Annotated in this window: 17 protein-coding genes and 1 riboswitch; of the genes, 14 read left to right on the top strand and 3 right to left on the bottom strand. The window is 45.0% G+C overall.

Translation table 11 applies throughout. The features are described 5' to 3' along the window. Positions 1-80: 80 nt before the first annotated feature. The 4 genes from NST45_RS22750 to NST45_RS22735 all read left to right on the top strand — a co-directional run bounded on the left by NST45_RS22750 (position 81) and on the right by NST45_RS22735 (position 9,311). Positions 81-1,343: a hypothetical protein gene (locus tag NST45_RS22750; protein ID WP_036680815.1), complete on the top strand. Its 1,263-nt coding sequence runs from the start codon at positions 81-83 to the stop codon at positions 1,341-1,343. After that, positions 1,340-4,339 (top strand): glycosyltransferase, encoded by a 3,000-nt coding sequence (locus NST45_RS22745; RefSeq protein WP_339823900.1) that lies wholly within the window; start codon positions 1,340-1,342, stop codon positions 4,337-4,339. Before NST45_RS22750 ends, NST45_RS22745 begins: the two co-directional genes overlap by 4 nt. A gap of 127 nt (positions 4,340-4,466) precedes the next feature. Beyond that, a riboswitch (cobalamin riboswitch) is annotated at positions 4,467-4,670 on the top strand. A gap of 169 nt (positions 4,671-4,839) precedes the next feature. Beyond that, positions 4,840-7,404 (top strand): DUF4430 domain-containing protein, encoded by a 2,565-nt coding sequence (locus NST45_RS22740; protein ID WP_339823898.1) that lies wholly within the window; start codon positions 4,840-4,842, stop codon positions 7,402-7,404. Positions 7,405-7,604: 200 nt separating this feature from the next. Next, positions 7,605-9,311 carry a methyl-accepting chemotaxis protein gene (locus NST45_RS22735; protein WP_339823896.1) on the top strand — a complete coding sequence of 569 codons (1,707 nt, stop codon included), beginning with the start codon at positions 7,605-7,607 and terminating at the stop codon, positions 9,309-9,311. A gap of 1,075 nt (positions 9,312-10,386) precedes the next feature. Here the strand turns inward: NST45_RS22735 and NST45_RS22730 are convergent. Beyond that, positions 10,387-11,523, bottom strand: coding sequence for a polysaccharide deacetylase (locus NST45_RS22730; RefSeq protein WP_038568873.1), 1,137 nt, complete (start codon positions 11,521-11,523; stop codon positions 10,387-10,389). Between the two features lie 486 nt (positions 11,524-12,009). Here NST45_RS22730 and qoxA point away from each other — a divergent pair, with 486 nt between their 5' ends. The 9 genes from qoxA (at position 12,010) to NST45_RS22685 (ending at position 21,614) form a co-directional block, all read left to right on the top strand. Further along, on the top strand, positions 12,010-13,029 hold the full coding sequence (gene qoxA, locus NST45_RS22725; RefSeq protein ID WP_036680822.1) for a cytochrome aa3 quinol oxidase subunit II: 1,020 nt from the start codon (positions 12,010-12,012) through the stop codon (positions 13,027-13,029). Positions 13,030-13,067: 38 nt separating this feature from the next. Beyond that, a complete protein-coding gene (qoxB, locus tag NST45_RS22720) occupies positions 13,068-15,011 on the top strand; it encodes a cytochrome aa3 quinol oxidase subunit I (RefSeq protein WP_036680823.1) in 1,944 nt (647 codons plus the stop codon). Further along, positions 15,008-15,604: a cytochrome aa3 quinol oxidase subunit III gene (gene qoxC / locus NST45_RS22715; RefSeq protein ID WP_036680826.1), complete on the top strand. Its 597-nt coding sequence runs from the start codon at positions 15,008-15,010 to the stop codon at positions 15,602-15,604. Before qoxB ends, qoxC begins: the two co-directional genes overlap by 4 nt. A gap of 4 nt (positions 15,605-15,608) precedes the next feature. Further along, complete coding sequence (qoxD, locus tag NST45_RS22710) at positions 15,609-15,899, top strand: cytochrome aa3 quinol oxidase subunit IV (protein ID WP_036680878.1); 291 nt, start codon at positions 15,609-15,611, stop codon at positions 15,897-15,899. 964 nt (positions 15,900-16,863) lie between these two features. Next, positions 16,864-17,253, top strand: coding sequence for a GntR family transcriptional regulator (locus tag NST45_RS22705; protein WP_036680827.1), 390 nt, complete (start codon positions 16,864-16,866; stop codon positions 17,251-17,253). After that, positions 17,246-18,148, top strand: coding sequence for an ABC transporter ATP-binding protein (locus tag NST45_RS22700; RefSeq protein ID WP_036680830.1), 903 nt, complete (start codon positions 17,246-17,248; stop codon positions 18,146-18,148). The genes NST45_RS22705 and NST45_RS22700 overlap by 8 nt, the downstream gene beginning before the upstream one ends. Further along, complete coding sequence (locus NST45_RS22695) at positions 18,102-20,144, top strand: hypothetical protein (RefSeq protein WP_143763188.1); 2,043 nt, start codon at positions 18,102-18,104, stop codon at positions 20,142-20,144. Before NST45_RS22700 ends, NST45_RS22695 begins: the two co-directional genes overlap by 47 nt. Positions 20,145-20,498: 354 nt before the next feature. Then, positions 20,499-21,053, top strand: a complete 555-nt coding sequence (locus tag NST45_RS22690) for an RNA 2'-phosphotransferase (RefSeq protein ID WP_076216003.1) — start codon at positions 20,499-20,501, stop codon at positions 21,051-21,053. Between the two features lie 39 nt (positions 21,054-21,092). Next, positions 21,093-21,614, top strand: a complete 522-nt coding sequence (locus NST45_RS22685; RefSeq protein ID WP_076216007.1) for a mismatch-specific DNA-glycosylase — start codon at positions 21,093-21,095, stop codon at positions 21,612-21,614. 442 nt (positions 21,615-22,056) lie between these two features. On the opposite strand, the gene NST45_RS22680 is transcribed toward NST45_RS22685, so the two are convergent. Further along, complete coding sequence (locus tag NST45_RS22680) at positions 22,057-22,992, bottom strand: MraY family glycosyltransferase (RefSeq protein WP_038568881.1); 936 nt, start codon at positions 22,990-22,992, stop codon at positions 22,057-22,059. A gap of 169 nt (positions 22,993-23,161) precedes the next feature. On the opposite strand from NST45_RS22680, the gene NST45_RS22675 reads away from it, so the two are divergent. Beyond that, the gene (locus tag NST45_RS22675; RefSeq protein WP_036680840.1) at positions 23,162-23,863 is read left to right on the top strand and encodes a YjjG family noncanonical pyrimidine nucleotidase; all 702 of its coding nucleotides are present in this window, start codon (positions 23,162-23,164) and stop codon (positions 23,861-23,863) included. A gap of 60 nt (positions 23,864-23,923) precedes the next feature. On the opposite strand, the gene NST45_RS22670 is transcribed toward NST45_RS22675, so the two are convergent. After that, on the bottom strand, positions 23,924-24,901 hold the full coding sequence (locus NST45_RS22670) for a ring-cleaving dioxygenase (RefSeq protein WP_038568883.1): 978 nt from the start codon (positions 24,899-24,901) through the stop codon (positions 23,924-23,926). Between the last annotated feature and the right edge of the window lie 115 nt (positions 24,902-25,016).

The following is a 25,016-nucleotide window of genomic DNA, read 5'->3' as shown; positions in this document are numbered from 1 at the left end:
CTCGGTCTACGTGTACAAGCGGGTAATGAGCAGTGCGTTCATAGCAAGTACGTAGATACAACTTTTGGGAGGATGAGTAGATGTCTTTTTTTAGCCGTTTTATGAAAAAGAATCAGCCGGAGCCGCGGCCGCTTTTTTACGATATAGTGTGTCCGTATTGCTTCACCAAATTCTCTCCGGAGGATGTCGTCTTTCGGGCTATGCACAGCCGGGAGGACGATGAAAATTACGCATTGGGTGAGGATGACGCCTTGAACAAATACCGTGAGCGCTTCGGGCTCGATACGGTAGATGACATAGAAGCGATTATCAACCCGGCGGATATTCCGGAAGAATATCATCATTACACGGATCATGTGTTAACTGGGCTTACGGATCGTTACGGTGTGCTTACGCGCAGACGGCTTTGCCCGGCCTGCCATAATGAGCTGCCGGTGACTGCCGGGAAGGTGCCAAGTAACATCATCTCGATTATCGGGGCATCCCAAGTCGGGAAATCGGTGTATATGACCTCGTTGATCCACACGTTGCAGCATACTACAGCAGGTCATTTTGATGCCGCTTGTATGCCGCTTAATGCAGAGATTAGCCGTAAGTTCCGTACATTGTATGAAGAACCGCTTTTTGAGCGCGGGGATCTGCTGGCTTCTACACAGAAGGAAAAAATGCAGGAGCCTTTTATCTTTCAATTTGTCTTTAAGGATGAAAATAAACCGCCACTGACACTTGTATTCTTTGATGTAGCAGGTGAGGGGATGGTGGATCAGGATTATCTTGGACTTCATGGTCAGCATATCAAGAACTCTGCGGGTATTCTGTTTATGGTCGATCCGCTGCAAATCCGTTCTATCCGTGGAAAAATTCATATTAACATCGGTGACCGCCCCGGAGAATGGGTCTCACAATATGACGAGCCGCGCGATGTGGTGCTGACGATGTTTGGTGATTTTATTGCCTATCAGGAAAAGAGTAAGACAGACATTCCAACAGCGGTTGTACTTGCAAAAAGTGATATGCTGCATTCGCTGAAGGATGAGGATGGCGATTATATCAAGTCCAACAGCAATGTGTTCAATAACTATGTTCATCGCAAAACATTAAACATGGACGAGTTCCATAACATCGACGGGGAAATTCGCAGATTTATTGGTAAGGTGGACAGACCCTTTAAAGATACGATGGATGTTTATTTCGCGAATACGGGTTATTTTGCAGTATCTGCGTTGGGCAGCAATCCTGTGAATCAAAAGATTGAGGGTGTAGTAAGCCCGATTCGTGTAGACGAGCCTTTTATTTGGCTGCTGCATAAGCTGAAGTATATTGAGGGGAGCGACGGCCCGTGAATGGTTTCTCAGGGTCAACAATCGCCCAACAGATGTATACCCGCGAACGTCGCGGAGTGTTTCGTTCCACAGAAGGCTACGATACGGTAGCGAAATCAGATAGTCTAGACAATAATTTTGTGAAAAAAATCCTTCATCCCTTCTGCCTCTACGATGCTCCTGCGGAGTTGACCGCGCGTGGGGAGAAGGATGAGGCTGCATATCCTGGTGCGCTGCACCTATTTCATGCCGAGAACGGGGATACAGTTATTGGGCTTAGTCGTTATCAAGCGGCCGATTTCACAGGCCAACGAAGCGCCTTTTTTGCACATAACTATGTAGTTCCTGCTTCACGTTCCGAAGAAATTGTCCAGAGCTATGGGGACTGGCTGCATGCTGATTTTGCAGAGAGTTATACTGGAGAGCTTGGTGGAACTTTGCCGGAGCTGCCCTCTATTCCAGTTGTTCGCACAGACCGCAGCCCTGACCCAATCGCAGGCTTACGCTTGTTAGGGATTGATGAAGGGATATTCAAGGCGTTATTGCAAGCTGTGATGCTCTCTGTAGCAGGTAAGAAAAAAATCTACGTGGCTCTAAACGTACCTATCACGGAGTTGTCCGCGCGGGCGGTGGAGCTTACAGAAATTCTGTATAGCGTGCTGCCGTATGAATTCCGCCGTAGATTAGGCGTGATTACGTATGCGAATGAACCGAAAAGCCGTAAATATATACATCTTAGCTTTGTGGAAAAAGGTTCGCTGCGTCCCGGTGATCGCAGTATTGAGAAGGATTATACCTTCGATTTGGCTTCCAGACGGATGGGAAATGTCGATTTTGGTGAGTCCCGCCAGCCTTATGCTGATTTGGTGTGGAAGCTGTTACTGCTGAATCCAGGAGATATTAACGACTTTGTAAGCTTCGCCGATCAGATTCTGCGTGGAGAGAGTCCTGAGCATAAGCTATCCCTTGCTTTCTATAATGAGCTGGCTATATTTTATGAGATTGAGCAAGGGAACGAGCATTTATATACGGAGAATAAGAGTGCGGTGCTAAGTGGTTTGCTCTCTTACCTTAAACCAGACGGTGCAATTCATTCTAGAATCCGCTTGAACGATATTTTCTTAGAACGGTTCGACCGGGAATTTGATCTGATTCGGCAAAGGAATGTGCCAGATCCGGCGATTATGGAATGTTTTAAGGAGTATTTTGTACTTAAGGATCACAATTACAGGGTCAGAATCGTGGATTATTTCATCAATGGGATGCTTCATAGTGTGGAAGCGGGCCGCAAGGATATCTTGAGTGCCGCTTACGGGATCATTGAGAGTAATGATGAGTTAAGTGCAGCCTACTTCCAGCGCGTGATGTCTGAAACATATTTCCGTAAGCAGCTACTTGAGCCTTATATGGAATCAAGACTAGCTGCGGCGTCCAGATCTGCGGATATACTGAGCTTTGTACTCCATTGGGGGCGGTTCCTGCCAGTGGCGTTAGAGCAGTCTTTTGCTCAAAATGCTGTGAAGGATTATTTGCTTGAAAAGCTCCAGCTGGAACATGATCCGGTGGCTTCTGTAGCGGAAATTCATGAAATTGTAGATAAGGCAGAAAAAGATCGCCGCAAAGGAACAGGAGTTGCTCCTAAGGCACTCTCCCTAATGCAGGATCTTGCTGCTTCAGCAGATAGATTCTTACTGAATCGCTTATCGCTTTCCGATATGACGCAGGAGGAGCTTCTGGAGGTAGTTTTTTTACGTTATGGTAATGTTGTCGATTGGCAGCCGCCACTGGATAGGATTAGCAAGCAGAAAGAGAATGCGCTGCGTGCAGCTTACCGCTGGTTTGGTGAAGAAAAGCCGAATGAGGAGATTTTTGCAGGATTGTCTCCGCAGGAACTAGACGATGTGCAGCTACTGGGTCGTCGTTTGCTAAAAGAGGCGCGTGTTCTGGAACCCTTTGAACGGCTTCCGCTAGCCTTCTACTATACAACTCAGCGTGAAGGGGGTCCGCTGGATTACGATGCGCTTCTGGAGCTGTTAAAGCGTAAAGCCGGTTCCGACAAAGAAATCATCTATCGGTTTTTTGCTTGGTCGCAAGGCAATCCTTTATTTACGGTTTCGAATAAAAAGCTGCAACCGGGTTACCGTAAGGCGATTCTGAAGTATTTCCTGAGCAGTGATCGTGAAGCGTTCAAGAATCGGGAATTCCGAAAGAACTATGTCGCGGCAGCTCGGCCTGCTCTGCAAAATGTGTACAATGAAGCCCGCTCCCAACTGGCTTCCCCGCTGGCGCGCTGGATCAGCCGCAGCCGATTTCGACTCTTAATCTCCGGCTCCATTACGGGTATTCTGGTGATTATTGCAATTATCGTATTCAGTATGTTGCGTCCGGATGATACGAAGACGGCTCTGCCGGGGACAAGCCCTGAGCCGACCCCTGTTCAGAGTGCAGGCAATGTGCTGCCTCCGGCTTCAGTATACTTGAAGGATCAGAGCGTCGAAGGAGATAAGGGGAGCAGCATATTGGTGTTCACCTTCGCAAGTGCAGATGACTGTGTGCAGTTTCAACCGACTGAGATTAGTTTAATGTCTTCGTCTACAGAGATAGATAAAAGCTTTAAGGTCGCTGCTACGAATGGGACTTGTCCAGTGCCGTCAACGGATGGGACGGATGAGGGAAACGCCGCTGACGACGAGTCAGATGCCGCTGGCACTACTGGAGGAACAGCAGAAGGTGCAGACGCTACTAACGCTGTAGCTGATGCTTCTCCGTCTCCTACGCCTTCCTCTGATACTGAGGACAGCACTGGGTTGCCTTCCGCAACAGCTGTGACTGAAGGGGAACAACCTTCCTATCAGGTTGAGGTTACATTGGAGCCTGGAGCGACAATTCTAGAGAAAAGTATGATTAAAGCCGGAAGATTTACATTGATCGTAGATCCCGACCCTAATATTCCACCAGCTTCTGATTCAAGTGCTGAACCTTCCCCAACTGCAAGTCCGGAAGGAACAGCCGAATAACAAGCTTTCTGAACAGCAACACCTACCGGCAGGTGGTGTATTGCTGTTCATTTTTTTGCTGCCCATACTAAGCTTTTCTATAGACATGCTATGTATTAATAGATATGATTATGGATGTCAAAATAAGATACTACATACTGGAAAAGGTGCAGACTCTATCAATCTAGTCGTCTGCTTAAAAGGGAAGTCCGGTGCATGAGTCCGGCGCGGTCCCGCCACTGTATGTGCGGAGTTTTTCTTCTATAAGCCACTGCCCTGAAGGTAGGGTGGGAAGGTGAAGAACAGCGATGAAGCATTAGCCAGGAGACCTGCCTTTTTTGTGAGCGTTTCTATTCTTCGTGGGGTAAGAATGTGGAACATATACAGATGGACTATCGGCAGGAAGCAAGCGCCGCAGCCTCGATTTGTAATCTTCCCTGACCGCCCTCCAAAGGGGCGGTCTTTATGTTATGCGTCTTATTCCCAGCAGTACCCATTCTTATACAGAAAGAGGTTAAACAATGAAGAAAATCATGTCTTCCAAGTTTGTAGCACTTGGGCTGGCCTTATTCATGGTCATTTCAATTCTAGGAACATCTCTTGCTCCGGCAGGACAAATATTTGCAGAAGCGAGCGCTGGCGCCGGTCTGGAGGCAACTGCTGCGGAGTGGATTAATGTTGCGGATGCGACTTATGCGGCTGCAGAATATCTCTTGAAAGGTGGCGTACAATCAGATTGGCAAGCCATTGGCTTAGCGCAAGCAGGGTACAAGCTGCCAGCTAGTTACCATTCAGAGCTTGAGAAAAAAGTAAAAGAGGCAGCTGGGAATTTTGCCAATGTCACCGATTATGCTCGAATCGTGCTCGCAGTGAGAGCGATTGGTGCAGATCCTACTAGCTTTGCTGGTAATGGATCAACTCCTGGCTATAATCTGATTGAGAAAATTTATAATAACAGCAAGCTCAGTGAACAGACGCTTAATAATCCGGTATATGCTTTACTTGCGCTGGATTCTGGTAAATATAATATCCCAAGTGACGCGAAATGGACGGCGGATAAGCTCCTTACGGAGATTCTCTCCAAACAAAATCCAGATGGGGGCTTTGCACTAACCTCAGGCACAAGTGAGCCTGATATGACAGCGATAACCTTGACGGCTCTGGCGGCACATAAAAATAATCCCGAAGCCTACTTAGCAGGGCTACAAGCCGTAGCCTGGTTATCCGCAGCTCAAGATAGCCATGGGGGTTACGGTGACAGTGCTGAAAGTAGTGCACAAGCAATCCTTGGACTCACATCCTTTGGAGTTGATCCTAGTGGATTAGAATACACCAAAAACAAAGTGGATCTAATGGAGAACCTGCTCAGCTATCGTCTAGCTGATGGTAGCTTCACCCATAGCCGTGGTGGAAGCAGTAATGTTCTGGCGACAGAGCAAGGGCTTCAGGCGCTGGTTGCCTATAATTTGCTGTATAAAGGAAGCAACAATAAGCTATACGATTTTTCCAAGTCCTCCATTCAGAGCTCACTAATCTACGCCCCTGTAACGATTGAGGGGCCACAGGCCACGTTGGCACAAGGGTACGCCTATGCTGGCAACGCACTTGGAGCGTTAGAGAAGCTGGCGCTTCAAACGAACTTGCCGATCACGAATCCTTCGGGCAATTATGTGACTGGCATCGGAAATATTGTTGCTGGAAGCTTTGGTGGTTATGACGGATGGATGTATGTTGTATCGCGTGACGGAAAATGGATTAATCCCGATGTAGGTATGAGTGATTTTGTACTTAAAGATTCAGATCAGGTACTGGTTTATTATGCCGGAGATGACACTAAGCTTGTGGATTCCGTTACGCTTTCCAAAGCAAATCTTAAAGAGGGCGATTCTTTTACCGTCACTGTAACTAGTAAGACGTGGAAATGGGACGCTGCTACGAACACTTCCTCTCCTGTAACTGCAAAAGCTGCGGGTGTTCAGGTCCAAATTGGAGTTCACACGGTAACGACGAATGCTAAAGGTGAGGCCGTATTCTCAGGAAATGTGCCCGCAGGTGACTATAAACTGACTGTAACTGGCTACCGTGAAGGCAAAGCCCCAACGATTGCTAAATATACAAAAGCTCTAAAAGTGATTTCTAAGAATGTAACAGCTTCGCTAACCGTTGAAGGCCCGGAAGGGTTGATTAGTGAAGGGACTTTGAAAGCCTCCAATGCCCTTGAAGCGTTGCAACAACTAGGGTCTACCGATGATTTTAAAGTAGATATCACCAAATCGTCTTATGGCAACTTTGTATCAGGTATCCATGGAGTTTCGCAAGGTACTTACGACGGATGGTGGAGCTTCGTGGTATCACGCGGCGGAGAGTGGATATATCCAAGTGTGGGTATGGATGTGTTCGAACTACAGGAATCCGATCGTGTGCTTGTCTATTATGCAGGAGAAAATACACAGGTTGTAGATTCTGTGGCGCTTTCCCCAACGCAGCCAAAAGCTGATGAAGTTTTTACCGTAAAGGTTTCCCAGAAAAAGTGGGTGTGGAATCAGGACAGCTTCACTTCTGATCCGGTTACCTCACCAGCTGCAGGTGTGCAGGTTTCGATTGGTGATAAGAAGGTAATCACGAATGAACAAGGTGTAGCTGTTATTGAGGGGGGTCTCCCGGCAAATAGCTATACAATGACTGTTACCGGTTATGTTAAAGACAGCGTACCGAGCGTAGCGCGTTATACTCAGTCTCTGACTGTTGGATCGTCTGTTATTGCTCCAGCTAAAGCTACCGCTACCCTTTCAGTAATTGGAGATAGCCGGAAGGGAACCATCCTAGCCAGTACAACAGTAGCTCTAAAAGAGGGCGAAACGGCTTATAGCTTACTAGTCAGTCAATTAGGCACTAAGGTAGTATCATCCGGCAACGCTGGAAGCATCTACGTGAAGTCTATTGACGGGTTGGCTGAATTTGACGGAGGCCCAAGCAGCGGATGGAAGTATAAAACGAACCGGGATGCTGATCCAAGCATAAGTGCAGACAGCTATATTTTGCAGAACGGTGATACTTTATATTGGTACTATACCTCTGGAGAATAAGGAAGAGGATTGATTAGGCGGGTACATGGATTCGGAGTAACTAACGGATCGGGTGCCCGCCCTTTTTATATTTGGAGAAAAGTCGTTTTATGACAATATATACTTTTATTCGACACAATATTTAAAAAATCATCAAACTCTTAGCCCTTCCGACCGATAAAAATAGATAGATCATAAGATAATGTGAAGGCGGAGTGTAGATGAAAAATTTGAAAGTGAAATACAAAATAGGGTTGCTTTTGGTATTCGCTGTAATCATGGTGAATGTTGTAGGTGGCATAGGCATCATCACGATGACCCGAATGGCCGAAAAAACAAATGAGACATATAATGAAAATTTATTGCCTGTTTCTTACGTAGGGCAGATGCGTACGAATAATCGGGCTATTGAATCCTATCTTTTGGAGCGTTTGATTAGCGTAAATGCCAGCAAAAACAAAGAACTTTCTGAGAGTATTCAAGTGAAGGTTCAGGATAATAATGAACTTATGAACAAGGTGAAAGCGATTCAGTATAATGATCCTGCTATTGTAAGTAAAATCAAAGAGTATGAGTCCTTTTTGCCAGATTATCGTGCACAGCGGGATAACATTATAAAGATTGCTGATAGTAATCATAATCAAGAGGCCTATCGAGTATTTTCAGGCGAGTTTAACGATTCCCGTGAAAAAATGATCAACCTACTTAAAGGAATTAGTGATTCGTTGCTTAAAGATGCTGATGAACACAATTCAGATTCCATGGCAACCGCTAAAAGCATGCGGGTAAACAATACCATAATGATTACGTTCGCCTGTGTGATTTGTATCGTGATTAGTATTGCAATCATTCGACTGATAACAAAACCCCTTAAAGAACTGCAAGGAATAATGAAGCGGGCAGAAAATGGAGATTTGACCGTAATAGCAACGTACACTGCCAAGGATGAGATCGGCCAAATTAACAGTTCATTTAACAATATGCTGCAGGGCTTGCGGAAGATGATGCAAGGGATTGCAGAGAGTGCGGAGCTGCTGTCAGCTTCATCGGAAGAGATGAGTGCAAGCGCTGAGCAGACCTCATTGGCTTCACAAATGATCGCTGTATCTTCTGGAGAGATTGCCGCGGGTTTTGATGAACAGACAGAGAGCATTAACAATACAACACGTTCCATAAAAGCAATGACCAATGATATTGCAGCCGTAGAGGGCAGCAGCTATGAAATGTCGGATCTAATGGGCGTAGTTTCCGGTTCATCGGATCGTGGAGTAGAGGCTGTAGACCAAATCATTGTGCAGATGAAGGAAATTGACCTCAGTGTAACTCAGAGTCAGGAGATTGTTTCTAATCTGGGGACATTGTCACAAGAGATTAATACAATTATTACAACGATTAACGGTATTGCTACACAGACGAATCTGCTTGCGCTCAACGCTTCTATAGAAGCAGCACGGGCCGGTGAGCATGGACGGGGATTTGCTGTAGTTGCTGGAGAAATTCGTAATCTGGCGGAAGCAACTAGAAATAGTTCTTTGCGGGTTACAGATATTATTACACATATCCAAAAGCAAACCGAAAGCGCAGTAGAATCCATGGCTTTGGGTACTGAGCTAGTCACCAATGGCGTAGTTCAAAGTCATCTGGTATCTCAAGCTTTTCATGAGATTCAGACTTCCATTAAAGAAGCTACCTTACAGACAGCCGAAATTAGAGAAGCGGTTGCTCATGTAGCCATGGAATCACAAGGTGTGGCAGCAGCTATGGAACAGGTCAACGTTATATCTAGTAAAGGGGCGGAGGGTGTTCAGGACACAAGTGCAGCGAGTCAGGAGCAACTATCCGCAATGGAGGAAATGTCGGCTTCAGCTCAGTATTTAGCGGTGCTGGCAGAAGATCTGCAAAAAATATTGTCCAGCTTCAAACTATAGAGCTTCATAATAATGTTAAAAAAACAGCAGAGCAGCGGTTCTCCAGTAACGGAGATCGCTGCTCTGCTGTTTGTGGTTTTAGCAGATTGGGAGCAAGCGCGAGCCAGCTGATCTCAGTTGGTCAAGGTGGGAGAGATGTAAGTTGGTCTCAGCAGCTCAGGAGCGGATAGATGTAAGCTTGTTTCAGTAGGTTGCGGGCAAACATATGCTATGTGACCTCCAGCGACACTATTGGCAGGCAAGACAGAGGGATGGAAACAATAAAAACTTCGGCGATGATCGGTATACTCGTACCCCATAACCTGTAAACCGTACCCCGTACCCCGTACCCCGTACCCCGTACCCCGTACCCCGTACCCCGTACCCCGTACCCCGTACCCCGTACCCCGTACCCTGTAGCCTGTACCCTGTACCCCGTAACCCTAGTGTCCCCGGCTGTTCTCTAGTTTTTTAAACACACTATCTACTTGATATTCCCCAGTTTAATGTCATCTGGGTCCGATAATGTGGGCTTATGCTTACCCCCACAGGCTATCGGACACAGCCGCCGCTATTTGCCCATTTATCACCATTGGAGCGAAGTTTCGGACTCCAGTGCAGCTATTGGTGTGGAAAACGCTGGAAACTGGTTTATTTCGCATCAATAGCGGCTATGAGGTCCGATAGCGTCCGAAATATAGCTAAATCCAGCAATTAAGGTCATCTGGGTCCGATAACGTGGGCTTATACTCATCCCCACTGGTTTGCGGCTTGGAAGCGGAGTATCGGACACAGCCGCCGCTATTTGCCCATTTATCGCCTTTGTAGCGAAGTTTCGGACACCAGCGCAGCTATTGTTGTGGAAAACGCTGGAAACTAGTGTTTTTCGCACCAATAGCGGCTATGGGGTCCGATAGCACCCGAAACAGTGGCAAATCCAGCAATTAAGGTCATCTGGGTCCGATAGAAAAACTCGGGAGCATGAATGTGGTTGGATTAAACAAAAATTAGTGTTTAGTTCAAGACTTGAAAAAAGAGGGGATCCCAACAGCTAGTTCACAGCTGTTGGGATCCCCTCTTGATTTTTAATAAAAACTCAGCGTGTATCCTTCCAGAAATTTAGAGGTTTCAGATCTGAGCTAATGACGTGGAATGTATATCCTTCTTTTTTCAATGACTCTAAAATACGAGGAAGCACTTTAAGTGTAGCCTTTTGATCATGCATCAGAATAACTGGATTGGTCTGCGATTTCTGCAGCTTATGAACCTGATTCATAACCGAATTATAGATCGTCGTACTAGCATCCTTGTATTTCCAATCCTCAGAGTCCACGTTCCAATCCCACAGATGATAACCTTGAGCCAACACTTTATCTCTAAAGGTCTTTGTGAAATAAGGTTTGCTTCCATAAGGAGGACGAATCAGTGTGGTGCTTTGACCTGTAATCTTTTTCAAAATGGCGTTATCGTTATCCATCTCACCCAGTGCAGCGGCAGGTGAAGCATAAAACTTCTCTTTCCGGTGCGTCATTCCATGCAATGCGAGACCATGTCCTTCATTCGCAATCCGTTTCACTTGCGCAGTATGCTGGTTCATATTCGGTCCGATCATGAAAAAAGTTGCCTTCGCATCATATTTTGCCAAAATATCAAGCAATGTAGAAGTAGTGGCCGTTGGTCCATCATCAAAGGTGAGGTATACGGTCTTACCTTGCTTCCCAACAGTTGGCGTAGAAGTTCCAGGAGTTGCGGTTGGCTTCATTTCCTTTTTAAATTTACTCACAAATGTTGCATCATCTAATGTAGCTGAGCCATCTTTTACACGCAATAAATTTTGATCTGCTTTAAAGGAAATTCCGAAACCAAGATAAGAAGTCAATTTCAGTGGAACCATGGTTTTTCCGTTTTTCAAAAATGTATTCATGGATATGGTCTTTCCATCGCTTAGAGTAGCTGTTGCATGATCATTCAGCAGTTTGATTGATCTGTTCTGACCTGTAACTTTTATCCCATCACTCACTCCAGTTAGCGTTAACTTAAGTTCCTGTGACAGATCACGTAGAGGAACGTAATAGGTATCTTTTACCGAAACTGCTTCAATAGTTGTTAACTTATCGTTCACACCTAACCTAAGGGAGCCTGCACCTGCTGCATTCACTGAATCTATCGCTCGTATTGATCCAGAACCTATGAATAATACGATTAATAATAGCCATACTTTCTTTAAAGACATCGTCAAAAATCTCCTATCTATGTATATTTGTCTATTACCTTATCATACATTGATAGAATGAAATTTGAGAGATTGTAACCCCCAGCAGAATAATTTGTTACCTTTTAGTAGTTAACTGTGATTTCAACCACAATCATAAAAAGCACGTAACTCCGGCTAAATACTGACGCATCAACAAAAATGGTTAAAATAACCCCGTTTTGCGCAAAATAGATGTGTCCAAATTAGCAACTTTAGTAAACTATTGAACAAAGTTTGAACGGAATTTTTCAACCCATAAACAGCGCCGTTACAGTGATCTTTATCATACTATTAGAAACTTGTAACAAATTGATCACACATATTTAACTTGTTCGCCATTATTAAGGTCTTTTTTAGATTAAATGGAAAAATAAGTCTTTTGCTTTCTTCCCCATAAATTCTTACTATATATAAAGGTTAATGTTGAGGGTTAATAAAAGAAGTATTGAAGGAAGGAGCTTAAGCATGAACAAAAAGGGACCGTTATACGCTTTATTTCTCAGCCTAATTTTACTCTTGCCAGGATGCAGTTCAATCGCTGTTCTGAATCCGAAGGGGCCGGCTGCAAGAACTTTATCTGACACGATCATTCTCTCCATTGTTATGATGCTCGGTGTTCTGGCAGTTGTCTACATCTTATATGTCTTCGTGCTTCTGAAATACCGTGCCAAAAAAAGCAACGAAGATTATATTCCTCCTCACGAGGAAGGAAACAAATGGCTGGAGGCTATCTGGATTACCATTCCGATTATTATCGTGGCATTCCTCTCCGTAGTCACCGTCAAAACAACAGTAGATGTAGAAAATGTTGCAGCGGATTATAAAGATCAGAAACCGCTTGTAATCTATGCTTCCTCCTCTAACTGGAAATGGCATTTCAGCTATCCAGAAGAAGGGATCGAAACAGTAAACTACGTTAACATTCCAGTTCACCGCGCTGTAGAGTTCAGATTGTATTCTTTCGGTACGATCTCAAGTCTTTGGATCCCACAATTGGGAGGACAAAAATACGCGATGAGCGACATGATCACAACCCTGCATCTTTCAGCTGATACTGTAGGTTCTTATGTCGGAAGAAATGCGAACTTTAATGGTAAGGGCTTTGCCCACATGGAGTTTGAAACACTTGCGATGACAGATAAGGATTATCAGGAATGGGTGAAAGACGTTAAAGAAACGGCGGGTCCACTGACGGAAGATGAATTTAAAGGTCTTTTGGAAATGGAACATGTCGGACGTAAAACGTATACGAATACTCACTTATCCTTTAGCCCGCCTCCGGGAAGCCATGGTGACCATATGAGTAATGGTGGCACTGAAATGGATACGGATAACGGAAGTATGGAGCATCAGGATAATAAAGAAATTCACCCGACTCCAGCACCATCCAGTGAGACGGAATTCAACACCGAGCCTAATCCAGAACTGGATGAGCCGACACCTAGTTCTCCATTAGAAGAGAGCACAACACATGACGGACACTAGTCAATGTTAATTGAACAACTTGAAAGGAGCGATTCCTAATGGATTGGGATAAATTTAAGGTCCACGGCGAACCCTTGATATACGGAGCTATGGCAAGTATTGTTCTGGCTACGATCGGGATTATTGTCGGCCTGACCTATTTTAAAAAATGGGGATATTTATGGCGCGAATGGTTGACTACTGTTGACCACAAACGTATTGGGATTATGTATATCCTCGCAGCATTGCTTATGCTTTTCCGCGGCGGCGTTGACGCTATTATGATGAAGCTGCAAACAGCAGCCCCGGACATGAAATTTCTTGACGCACAGCATTATAACGAGGTATTTACAACACACGGCTTGATTATGATCCTTTTTATGGCCATGCCGTTTATTATCGGTCTGATGAATGTTATCGTTCCGCTGCAAATCGGCGCTAGAGACGTTGCCTTCCCGCGTCTGAACGCTGTCAGCTTCTGGCTCTTCTTCTTTGGAGCTATGCTGCTTAACATTTCGTTTGTTATCGGGGGATCGCCAGATGCTGGTTGGTCCGCATATTTCCCGCTAGCAAGTCTAGAGTTCAGTCCAACGGTGGGTAATAACTATTACTCGCTCGCACTACAAATTTCAGGTATTGGTACGCTCATCACAGGCGTTAACTTTATTGTAACGATTCTGAAAATGCGTGCACCAGGCATGAAGTTGATGAAAATGCCGATGTTTACTTGGTCCGTATTGATCACCAACGTAATTATCGTATTCGCATTCCCTGTGCTTACGGTAGCACTTGCGTTGATGATGTTCGACCGGCTGTTCGGCTCTCAATTCTTTACGATGGCCAATGGCGGTATGGATATGTTATGGGCCAACCTTTTCTGGGTATGGGGTCACCCTGAAGTATATATCGTTGTCTTACCGGCATTCGGTATTTATAGTGAAATTATCGCCACCTTCTCTAAAAAGAACCTGTATGGATATACATCCATGGTATTCAGTATGTTGATCATTTCTCTCTTGTCCTTCTTAGTATGGGCTCACCATTTCTATACAATGGGTCAAGGTGCTATGGTTAACAGCTTCTTCTCGATTACAACCATGGCCATTGCCGTACCAACAGGTGTGAAAATATTTAACTGGCTATTCACCTTACGAAAAGGGCGAATAACCTTTACGACACCTATGCTATACACCCTGGCCTTTATTCCGATCTTTACGATTGGTGGGGTAACAGGTGTCATGCTGGCTATGGCCAGTGCCGATTACCAGTACCATAATACGATGTTCCTGGTTGCCCATTTCCACTACGTTCTTATTCCAGGTGCGGTCTTCGCCGTTATCGCAGGGTTCCATTACTGGTTCCCTAAAGTATTCGGTTTCCGTCTGAATGAACGTCTTGGCAAGCATGCCTTCTGGTGGATTATTATTTCCTTTAACGTATCGTTCTTCCCGCTGTTTATTCTCGGACTTAAGGGTATGACCCGTCGACAATACACATATTCTGCGGACACTGGATTCGGCCCGCTGAGTATGGTTTCATTTGTAGGTGCGATCGGTCTCGCGATTGGATTTGTAATCCTGGTTTATAACATTTACTGGAGTACTCGTTACGAACCAAGAGATACTGATGGCGACCCATGGGATGCACGTACTTTGGAGTGGGCAACGAAAAGCCCGATTCCAGCTTACAACTTCGCAGTGGTTCCAAATGTAAAAACACGCGATGCATACTGGTCTGCTAAACAAGATAAAGTACCACTTTTTGAAGATAAGATTACTAAGATTCATATGCCTAGCAACACAGGAAAACCATTTATTCTGGGTGTTATCTTCTTCATCGCAGGGTTCTCTCTGGTCTTCAGTCTTTGGATTCCAGCGATCCTCTCTGGAGTAGGTATCCTCATTGTTCTAGCTGCTATGTCCTTTGATCGGGATCACGGATTCTACATCCCAGCAGAAGAAGTTATTGCTACTGAAAAGAAATTGCGGGGTGAGACAGTATGAAAATAGATGCGTCTAAGCCGCTTGAATACTCAACAGAAGAGAATAGTAATAAAATCTTTGGCTTCTGGGTTTTTCTAGGAGCGGAGATTGCACTGTTCGCTACGTTGTTCACTGTTTACTTTGTAATGGTAGACCGTTTTGCCAGCGGCCCTAGCGGGCCGGAGCTTTTCGAAATTGGTCCGGTGATGATCGAAACATTGCTGCTGCTGACAAGTTCGTTTACGATTGGTCTTGCGGTTCATGCCATGCGGCATGGTTACCAAAAAGCCATGATGGTCTTTTTCGGACTAACCCTTCTAATGGGTCTCGGCTTCCTTGGGATCGAAATCATGGAGTTTGTCACTTATGTTCACGAAGGGGCTACACTTCAAACCAGTGGTTTCCTATCCAGTCTCTTTGTACTGCTGGGAACACACGGAGCTCACGTATCGTTCGGGTTCCTGTGGGGTGCGGCTATTCTAATCCAGTTGAAGCGTCAAGGTATTAATCCGGCTACGGCCAATAAATCCTTTATCTTCTCGCTGTACTGGCATTTCTTGGACGTTGTCTGGATCTTTATTTTCAGCTTCGTCTATCTGAAAGGACTGATGTAGCATGATGAAGCAATTGTTTCCAATTCGCCATGTGATGGGTTTCTTAGCCTCTCTTGTCCTTTCTGTGGCTGCACTTGCTGTAATCTACCTTGATCTATCCAACACTGCGAACATGGCAATCCTGCTTGTTACAGCCCTCATTCAGGCTTCCTTGCAGCTCTTCCTGTTCATGCATATTGGTGAATCAGCAGATACCAAGAAAGAACTTTACATCAATATCGCCTATGCCTTATTCGTTGGTTTAGTTACGATATTCGGTACGCTCTTCATCTTCGTATGGGGCTGGTATGCTTAATTACAGTAACTAATACTCAAAGGGACGTCTTCTATGCCTAAATGGCTTAGGGACGTCTCTTTTTTTTGGTTTACTTAGGAGGTTTGTTGTAGCGGATGCCCGGAAATGAGCATCTTCCCAGGCAATAGCTGCACTGGAGTCCGAAACTTCGCTCAAAAGACGAAAAATGTGCGAATAGGGTCATCTAGGTCGAAAACCACGGGGGTTAAGATGGCTCGGCGCGATCGGACTCAGATGACCTTAAAAGCGGAAATCAGCGGCTTTTGAGTCCGAGAGCCCCGTGAGACAAGGGTGGCTCGGCGCGATCGGACTCAGATGAGCTTAAAAGCAGGAATCAGCGGCTTTTGGAGTTGTAACAGACCCCAAAGCCGCTATTGGTGTGAAAAACGCGCAAAATGAGCGCCTTTCTAGGCAATAGCTGCACAGGAGTCCGAAACTTCGCTCAAAAGACGAAAAATGTGCGAATAGGGTCATCTGGGTCCGAAAGCTAGCGGGGATAAGGAGGCTCGGCGCGATCGGACTCAGATGACCTTAAAAGTGGGAATCAGCGGCTTTTGGAGTTGTAACGGACCCCAAAGTCGCTATTGCCTAGAAAAACGCGCAAAATGAGCGCTTTTCTAGGCAATAGCTGCACATGAGTCCGAAACTTTGCTCAAAAGACGAAAAATGTGCGAATAGCGTCATCTGGGTCCGAAAGCCACGGGAGATAGGGGGGCTTGGCGCTGTCAACCTCAGGTGAACTTAAAAGCAGGAATCAGCGTCATTTGTGTCCGAAAGCCACGGGGATGAGGATGGCTCGGCGCAATCGGACGTAATTTTGATTAATAACAAGGGATAGATAGATCCCCAAAGGATAATCTTGGGGATTTTTTGTTGACATATAAATCAAACTGTATCAATAATAGTAGTACAGTTAATACACATCAAAATGGATTTAATGCAAGATAGTGGAAGGAGGAAGGTTATGTTCGAACTGGACGTTCGTAGTCGGAAGCCGATTTATGAGCAGCTGACCGATAAGGTCAAGGAGATGATTCTGCATGGTATTTTGCAGACGGATGAACAGCTACCTTCTGTAAGGACTTTATCCCAGCAGCTAACCGTGAATCCCAATACGATTCAGAAGGCTTACCGTGAATTGGAACGTGAGGGGTATATCTATTCATTACAGGGGAAAGGAAGTTTTGTAGCCCCGATGAAAAAAGAACAAAATGCGATCAAAAAAGCGGAAGTCCGGAATGAGTTGCTGAGGCTGATGGCGGAGGCGGTATACCTTGGGTTCACCGCAGCTGAGATTAGTTCTTTGTACCAACAAGTGGAGAAGCAAAGAGAAGGAGGGAAGAGTGATGATTGAGATTCGAGGAGTCAGCAAGTTATTTCAAGGCGAGAAGGCAGTCGACGATATCTCTTTAACGGTACATAAAGGAACAATTTATGGGCTGCTCGGCTCTAATGGCGCGGGCAAAACTACGCTGCTCAAAACATTGGCGGGCATCTACTCTCCAGATAAGGGGACCGTGCGGGTGGATGGTGAAGCAGTATTCGAACACCCGACGACTAAGCAACGGGTTATTTTTATGCCGGATGCTCCTTATTTTTTCCCACAATCGACCATGCTGCAAATGGCGGCCTTCTATCGCTCGATTTATCCGAGCTGGAATCAGAAGCGTTTTGAAGATTTGGGAACCGTATTTCAGCTCGATAAAAAGCGCAAACTCAGTCGTTTCTCCAAAGGGATGCAGCGGCAAGCGTCATTCTGGTTGTGTTTAAGCTGTATGCCGGATGTGCTGATTATGGATGAACCGATTGACGGATTAGATCCGGTGATGCGGCGTCAGATCAAAAACCTGCTATTTCAGGAGGTTGCTGAACGCGAGCTGACGGTAATCATATCTTCGCATAACCTTCGTGAGATTGAAGATCTGTGCGATCATGTCGGGATTATGCATGGTGGGAAGATGTTGATTGAGAAGGATCTGGATGATCTTAAGGCGGATACACATAAGATTCAAGTGGCGTTTCGGGATGAACGGCATGAGATTCCGTTAGCTGCCAAGTTACAAGTTCTGCATCAAGAGCGCCGGGGAAGTGTGAACCTATATATTGTAAAAGGGGATCGTGAACGGATCAAAGCGGCTTTTCAGGTGTACGAGCCATACGTATTCGATTTGCTTCCATTGACGTTAGAAGAGATTTTTATTTATGAAATGGGGGATGTCGGATATGACGCGCAGCCATTACTACTTTAATAGCAGTATTTTTCGCCAGAACTTCCGCCAGCATGGCTGGATAGGGATTATATATGCACTCGGCTTATTATTCGCTCTTCCATTGCAGCTCTTCATGAGCAACAATCCGGATGCAAAACCGCAGGAAATTGATCATTTATTTCGCATAGCTGGTAGTGTGCAAGCCTTATTTATCATTACGATCCCAGTTGCCTCAGGACTATTCTTATTCCGATACCTTCAGGCAAAATCACCCGCAGATCATTGGCATAGCCTGCCTTTACGCAGAGAGCATTTATTTACAGCTCATCTGACGAGTGGACTTACCTTACTGTTGCTGCCTGTTTGGTTAACTGCTGGGGTGGTTGCCGTTATTAAGCCATGGAGTGGGAATTTTTATATTTTTCAAGGCGCAGATATTTGGCAATGGTGTATCACAGTTAGTATTCTGACTTTGTTCCTCTTCTGCTTTAGTGTTTTTGTGGGAATATGTACGGGCCAATCTATTCTTCAGGGAATTATCATTTATATTTTGCTTATTCTTCCTGCTGTACTGATCTCATTAATCCACAGCCATTTAGCCATGTATCTTTATGGTTATGCAAATGCAAATTCTAACTTGCATGATTCCAATTCGCAGATATGGTCTCCTTTTGTTCATATCGTGTATTATTTTACCGGCAAACCCTTCACCAATACAGAATTATGGATTTATGGGGTATTGGCACTTCTATTTATTGGGTTGTCCTACCTGTTATACCGTAAGCGTAATACGGAAAAAGCGGGTCAGGCTATTGCTTTTGGATATTTCAATCCACTGTTTAAAGCAGGGGTAATGTTATGTGCCATGCTTATTGCCGGTAATTATTTTGCGCAAATGAAGCAACAGCAAATGGGCTGGGTGATTAGTGGATATGCCATCGGAGCCATTATTGGTTATGTTGCCGCAGAAATGATTGTTCGGAAAACATGGCAGATTATGACGCGTAAAGTGGTAGCCGAGTTTGCAGTTTATGCAGTAATGTTGGGATTACTTCTGTATATCCCGGTATCAAGTGTTACGGGGTATGAAGCCAGAGTGCCTTCCGGTGATAAGATTAGCGGAGTATATATGGGAGCTAACTACCGGTTGTATACCCCAACGGATGATTTGTACACTACACCCTACATGGGGCAGAATCCTTTTTCCGATGATAAAGATTATATAGAAGCTGTCCGTAAACTTCATCAAACGGTAGTTACGGTACGTCCAGATCATACGTCACGACAATATGTTTATGAATATTTTACTCTGGCTTATCAATTGGAGAACGGCGACAAGCTAGTGAGGGAATACTGGATCCCTAAAAAGGGGTTCGAATCAGAGCTCAAAGCGGTTAAGGATACCGAAGCTTACAAGTATGAAAAGTATAATTTAGCTCTCTTAGACAAAGACCTGGATTTTATGTGGGTTACTAACAGGAATAAAAAAGTAGCCATCTCGGATCCCGGGGAAATTTCAGAGCTAAAGCAGATTATCAAACGCGAAATTTCGAATATGTCCTACGAAGTACAGATAGATAAGGACGGAAAACCTGATGTGGCTAATATCCAAGTAGAGGTAAAGGTAAAAGAGAACAGTAATCAAGTTTCTACAGATTATGGTTATTATTATCCGTGGAAGTCAACTTTTCATGAGTTAGAGAAATGGATGAACGAAAAAGGTTATGCCGATAAAATACGAATAACAGCTGAAGATATCCAATCGGCAGAGATTATAAAAGATGATTATATGGACGAGAAAACACCTAAGAACCCTACTAGTCCTGAACAAAGAGTAGCGCTTGCGCGTGAAAAGAATCGTACGGCTGTTACGAAGGATAAGGTTCTATTAACAGATGTTTTGGCCCATCATTTCCATTATGGTGTTGAGAATGGCAACTACATTGTGAAGTTGATGTACAAAGAGGGTTATAGCGATTTCGTAATGTTAAAAGAATCAGATATGACATCTGAATTGAAAGCATTGCTGAAATAAGCTAAGAAGTAAGTAAAAGATTACAGATAAAAGATTACAGATAAAAGACTACTGGTTGACATAAACTGGATAGTTGGATTATGCTTTTGGAGATAGGATAAGGATGAAATGGACCTTTCAGGTCAGCCTCTGAACCAGTATATTCGTTTCCGGTAAAATAACATTGCTGTATTAACTGGTAAGGAGTTCTGTATTTAGGTGAAGCCCGACCATGGACGAAAGAGTCCATGGTCTTTTTTTGCATATTAAGAGGTAATACATGGATGTGCGATTGCTGTAATGCCTCTGGAGTCTGCTTCGGCAGATCTTTTACTGTAGAATAATATAAATAGGGAACATTGAGGTGGAAATATAATGTTAAGCAATACAGCGGAAGTATCGTTAAGTAAATTTATGACTAAGCTGCTGCGGCATACCCCAGAGCAATATGGTCTTATTTTGGATCCAGAGGATGGTTCCTGTAGGTTGGATGATTTGCTGTCTGTTATTGTCAGCACTCCTAGATGGTCAGAGGTGACTGTGGGAGATATTCGGCAAGTGGTCGCAGGCTGCGACAAGCAACGATTGGAAATCGTTGATGACCGGATCAAAGCCCGGTACGGGCATAGCCATACAAAAATCACTTATGAGCCGGGGACTCCGCCTGCTATACTTTTTCACGGAACTCATTCTGGTGTGCTTTCTGTGATTTTGGAGGAGGGACTCCAATCGATGGGACGGCAGTATGTTCATTTGTCTGAAGGGACTCATTTTGCCAGTTTAGCCGGAAGTCGCAGAGGGAAATTGATATTGTTAACCGTTGATACGATTAGAGCGGGTCAAATGGGTGTAACCTTTTATAATGCGGGTAATAAGGTATGGTTGGCAGGTCATATACCGCCTTCCTGTCTTAATGTGTTTACCCCGTAAGTTGAACTAGATCGACGTTTAGTTAGGAGGCATAATAACATGGATGAAATTCCAGATCACTTAGATCACGGATTACAGATTGTATTTATTGGGTTCAATCCTAGTATCCGTTCTGGCGAGGTAGGACATCATTACGCGAATCCGCGGAATAATTTTTGGAGAATATTACATCAGTCTGGACTTACTCCCCGGTTGTATGATGCGTCTGAGGATGGGGACTTGCTAAAGCTGGGCTATGGGTTTACAAATATTGTTGCCCGTCCCACACGGGGAATCGACGATATTACTCGTGAAGAATACCAGGAGGGTCGGGAATTGCTTCGCTCCAAGCTGGAGAAATATCGGCCTCAAGTCGCCTGTTTTGTAGGTAAGGGTGTGTATACAGAGTTTAGTCGCAGAACAAAAGCTAACTGGGGATTTCAAGGGGACGTGCCTCCGAAGGTAGATGGTGTCCGTGAATTTGTTGCACCCTCTTCCAGCGGATTAGTTAGAATGCCGATGGAAGAGATCGTTGGAATTTATCGCAGATTAGCCGAGTTTACGCAAGAGAACGATGGGTGATTGATGTATTTGGAGTTAGGGTGCTAAAGGACACAGGAGTCGCTAAAAGTAACAAATCACTCTAATTTGCGTGCTATCGGACTCCAATGCAGCTATTGGGTAGAAATAGACTGAATATGAGTCCATTTTGGGTAGATAGCGTCTCTGGAGTCCGAAATCACCACTAAATGGCCGCAAATCCACGAATAACGGCGACTGAGTCCGTAAGAGTAAAAGCTGCGGAGTTGGCCATGGATCTACGTAGATTCCGTAGATCCCGCAGATCACCGTAGATCCCGTAGATCTCGCAAGCTCTGGCAAACTATCGCATCTTAGCTATCTCTCGCTACTCTAGAATACCCTCAAACACAAAACGAGCAAGATTCCATATCGGAATCTTGCTCGTTTTATAACTTCAAAAGGCAGTCTCAGTATATGAGACATGCCCTTAGTCCCTAATACATTAGGTCTCAATCAGCAGCAGAATGATAGAGGATAAGGATAGACAAACACTAATCAGGCATAGCACGGCAACGACCTGCTTCTGGTTCAGGCCCGCCCGAAGCAGGCGGTAATGAGCCTGGGTGGCATCGGCTTGATAAATGGACTTGCCTTGGATGAAACGTTTGACTACGACAAAAATGTTGTCGAAGATCGGTACGCCCAGCGCCAGAATAGGGATGAACAGCGACAGGACGGTGGCTTGCTTGAACGCGCCGTCGAGTGCAATTACCGCAAGGATGAAGCCGAGAAAGGTTGCCCCGGCGTCGCCCATAAAGATTTTGGCGGGCGGCTTATTGTAGCGCAGATAAGCAAGCGTAACGCCAATCAGCGAAATTGCCATAATGGCAGATGAGGATTGACCCTTCGCCAGTGCGACTACGAATAACGTAACCGCCGAAATGGCCGTCAAGGCACCAGCTAGACCGTCCATGCCATCCGAGAAATTAATAACAGTGGTTACGCCGAAGATCCAGATAATCGTCAGCAGAAACGATAGAATGACTGGCAAAATGATATAATCACCTGAAAATGGATTGTAAAATCCGGTAAAGGCGTTGCCAGAAGCATAAACCAGGATCGCTGCGCTAACTTGTACAATTAACTTGGGCAGGGCTGGGAAATCTTTGCCCTTCGTTTTGTACCAATCATCCACCGTGCCTATGGTCAGCAACAGTACTCCACCAACAAATAATGCGACAGTCTCCATGGAGAAATCACGCGCGAACACCAGATAAGTAACAAAAAATCCGAGAAATATTGCGTAGCTGGCCGTTAGCGGAATGGGCTCTCTATGAATTTTACGCTCAACGTCCTGCCGAGGCTTGTCCACAAAATCAAGCCGAAAAGCAAGCTTGCCGAGCGGCGGAATTAGAAAGTAGACGATAAGAAATGACATTAGAAATGATAAAACGTATAAAATGACGCTCACCACCGTTTTCTTTTTAAAATACCACAGATCGATTAAATCTACCTTAAAAAAGTAAAATTTTGTCGTGAGAGGTGTGAAGTTGACTTGCCAGCATCGCTGTAGTACCTTGTTGAGAAAAGCTCTTTGGGGGATATTTATGAAATACGATGTTATTTTATTTGATGCCGACGATACGTTGTTTGATTATGGAATGGCAGAAAGTCACGCGTTGTCTAATGCCTTTCTACACTTTGGGATGCCCACAGGTGCAGCAGATTATGCTGCCAGTTATCAAGAGATTAACCACGCATTGTGGAGGGATTTAGAACAAGGAAGGATTTCATCTGCGGCGCTGCGGGTAGAGCGGTTCAATCGGTTGTTTGCTGCACATGCGCTTGAGCTTGATCCTGAATCATTTAGTGAGGCGTATCTACGTTTCTTAGGCGAAGGAACCTTTCTGATGCAGGGAGCGATCGAGCTATGCGGAGAGCTTGCAGAGTGCCGCCTGGCGATTATCACGAATGGAATCAAGGATGTGCAAACTTCCAGAATCCAAGGCTCGCTGCTGAGTGATACATTTGAGCAGATCATTATCTCAGAGGAGGCAGGATGTCAGAAGCCAGAGACCGGGATTTTTGATTACGCTTTTGCCAAATTGGGGATTGAGGATAAAGAAAAAGTATTGATTGTGGGTGACTCCTTAACCTCTGATATTCAAGGCGGAATTAATTATGGGATTGATACCTGCTGGTTTAACCCGCTCGGTAAGATTAATGAGTCCGGCGTTCAGCCAAAATACGAAATTCGAAACCTCTCGGAGCTACTAGATATTGTAGGGAAAGCTACTAACCTTCAATAAAAAAATAAGGTGTGAGCGCATAAGCGTCTCACACCTTTTATTTAGTAACCTGAAAGAGGTTTATTGCCGAGTATCCAGCGGCTTCAGATACGCCTCGATTTGCTGGCGTTTCGATTCCAGAAATGGCGGCAGCGCAAGCGATTCACCTAAACTTTCCATAGGCTCATCTGTAGCAAAACCTGGTCCGTCTGTAGCTAGCTCGAAAAGGATGCCGTTAGGCTCACGGAAATAGAGGGAACGGAAGTAGAAGCGGTCGACGAAACCGGAATTAGGAAGCTGTGCCTGGCGGATGTGTTCGATCCATTGCTTCAATTCGTCTTCATTATCGACGCGGAAGGCGACGTGATGTACCCCGCCACGTCCCAAATGCTCTTGATCCAGATCATTGCGTTCCTCCAGATGTACCTCAGTGCCTGACCCGCCTTCACCGGTCTCGAATACGATCACATCTGGCTGACAGGCAACTGTTGAAGGGTAGGTTCCTATACGGCGGAAGCCAAGCAACTGCTCCAGCACCACCGCTGTATGTTCTGCACTTTCGACTGTGAGATGTGCGGGACCTAAGCCTACAATGCCATATTGGGCAGGCACTGGGCTTTTAGCCCAAGGAGTACCGCCGGCAACACCGTTATCATTTTCGTCGGATACGAGAATGAAACGTTGACTCTCGTGATCGCGGAAGGATAAAGTCTGGCGTCCACCAAGTACCTGTATCGTCCCATGCTCCACGTTAAGTTCGGTGAAGCGTTGCTCCCAATAGGTAAGTGCGGCATCGCTTGGGACTCGAAGGGAGAGGGCGGAGATGCTGTTATTGCCCTCGCGGTTGCGGCCCGCCATCGGAAGTTCAAAAAAGGTTAATTCGGTTCCGGGATTGCCCTTCTCATCTCCATAGAATAAATGGTACACTGAAATATCATCCTGATTTACTGTTTTTTTAATGAGACGAAGTCCGAGTACCTCTGTATAGAACTTAAAGTTCTCCTGTGCTTTGCCAGTAATAGCTGAGACATGGTGAAGTCCTTTTAACGTTAAGCTCATGGTAGTTACCTCCGTGTAAATGCTTAGGGTTTGTGGATTATTTTTAATATCGATAGAATTATTGGTGAATATTATTAAGTTACTATAATTTTAATAGTAATAACAAACTTTTGCA

It is taken from the genome of Paenibacillus sp. FSL R7-0163 (genome assembly GCF_037969975.1).
Taxonomy (GTDB): domain Bacteria; phylum Bacillota; class Bacilli; order Paenibacillales; family Paenibacillaceae; genus Paenibacillus_AQ; species Paenibacillus_AQ odorifer.
Note: the sequence above shows the minus strand (reverse complement) of the source record. Positions and strands in the feature narration are given on the sequence as shown.

Bases quoted from the DNA above. Each gene is read 5' to 3' on its own strand.
- qoxB (WP_036680823.1), top strand. From the start codon at position 13,068: ATGGATTGGGATAAATTTAAGGTCCACGGCGAACCCTTGATATACGGA.
- NST45_RS22730 (WP_038568873.1), bottom strand. From the start codon at position 11,523: ATGTCTTTAAAGAAAGTATGGCTATTATTAATCGTATTATTCATAGGT.
- qoxC (WP_036680826.1), top strand. From the start codon at position 15,008: ATGAAAATAGATGCGTCTAAGCCGCTTGAATACTCAACAGAAGAGAAT.
- NST45_RS22700 (WP_036680830.1), top strand. From the start codon at position 17,246: ATGATTGAGATTCGAGGAGTCAGCAAGTTATTTCAAGGCGAGAAGGCA.
- NST45_RS22695 (WP_143763188.1), top strand. From the start codon at position 18,102: ATGAAATGGGGGATGTCGGATATGACGCGCAGCCATTACTACTTTAAT.
- NST45_RS22705 (WP_036680827.1), top strand. From the start codon at position 16,864: ATGTTCGAACTGGACGTTCGTAGTCGGAAGCCGATTTATGAGCAGCTG.
- NST45_RS22675 (WP_036680840.1), top strand. From the start codon at position 23,162: ATGAAATACGATGTTATTTTATTTGATGCCGACGATACGTTGTTTGAT.
- qoxD (WP_036680878.1), top strand. From the start codon at position 15,609: ATGAAGCAATTGTTTCCAATTCGCCATGTGATGGGTTTCTTAGCCTCT.
- NST45_RS22750 (WP_036680815.1), top strand. From the start codon at position 81: ATGTCTTTTTTTAGCCGTTTTATGAAAAAGAATCAGCCGGAGCCGCGG.
- NST45_RS22735 (WP_339823896.1), top strand. From the start codon at position 7,605: ATGAAAAATTTGAAAGTGAAATACAAAATAGGGTTGCTTTTGGTATTC.
- NST45_RS22685 (WP_076216007.1), top strand. From the start codon at position 21,093: ATGGATGAAATTCCAGATCACTTAGATCACGGATTACAGATTGTATTT.
- NST45_RS22670 (WP_038568883.1), bottom strand. From the start codon at position 24,901: ATGAGCTTAACGTTAAAAGGACTTCACCATGTCTCAGCTATTACTGGC.
- NST45_RS22680 (WP_038568881.1), bottom strand. From the start codon at position 22,992: ATGTCATTTCTTATCGTCTACTTTCTAATTCCGCCGCTCGGCAAGCTT.
- NST45_RS22740 (WP_339823898.1), top strand. From the start codon at position 4,840: ATGAAGAAAATCATGTCTTCCAAGTTTGTAGCACTTGGGCTGGCCTTA.
- NST45_RS22690 (WP_076216003.1), top strand. From the start codon at position 20,499: ATGTTAAGCAATACAGCGGAAGTATCGTTAAGTAAATTTATGACTAAG.
- qoxA (WP_036680822.1), top strand. From the start codon at position 12,010: ATGAACAAAAAGGGACCGTTATACGCTTTATTTCTCAGCCTAATTTTA.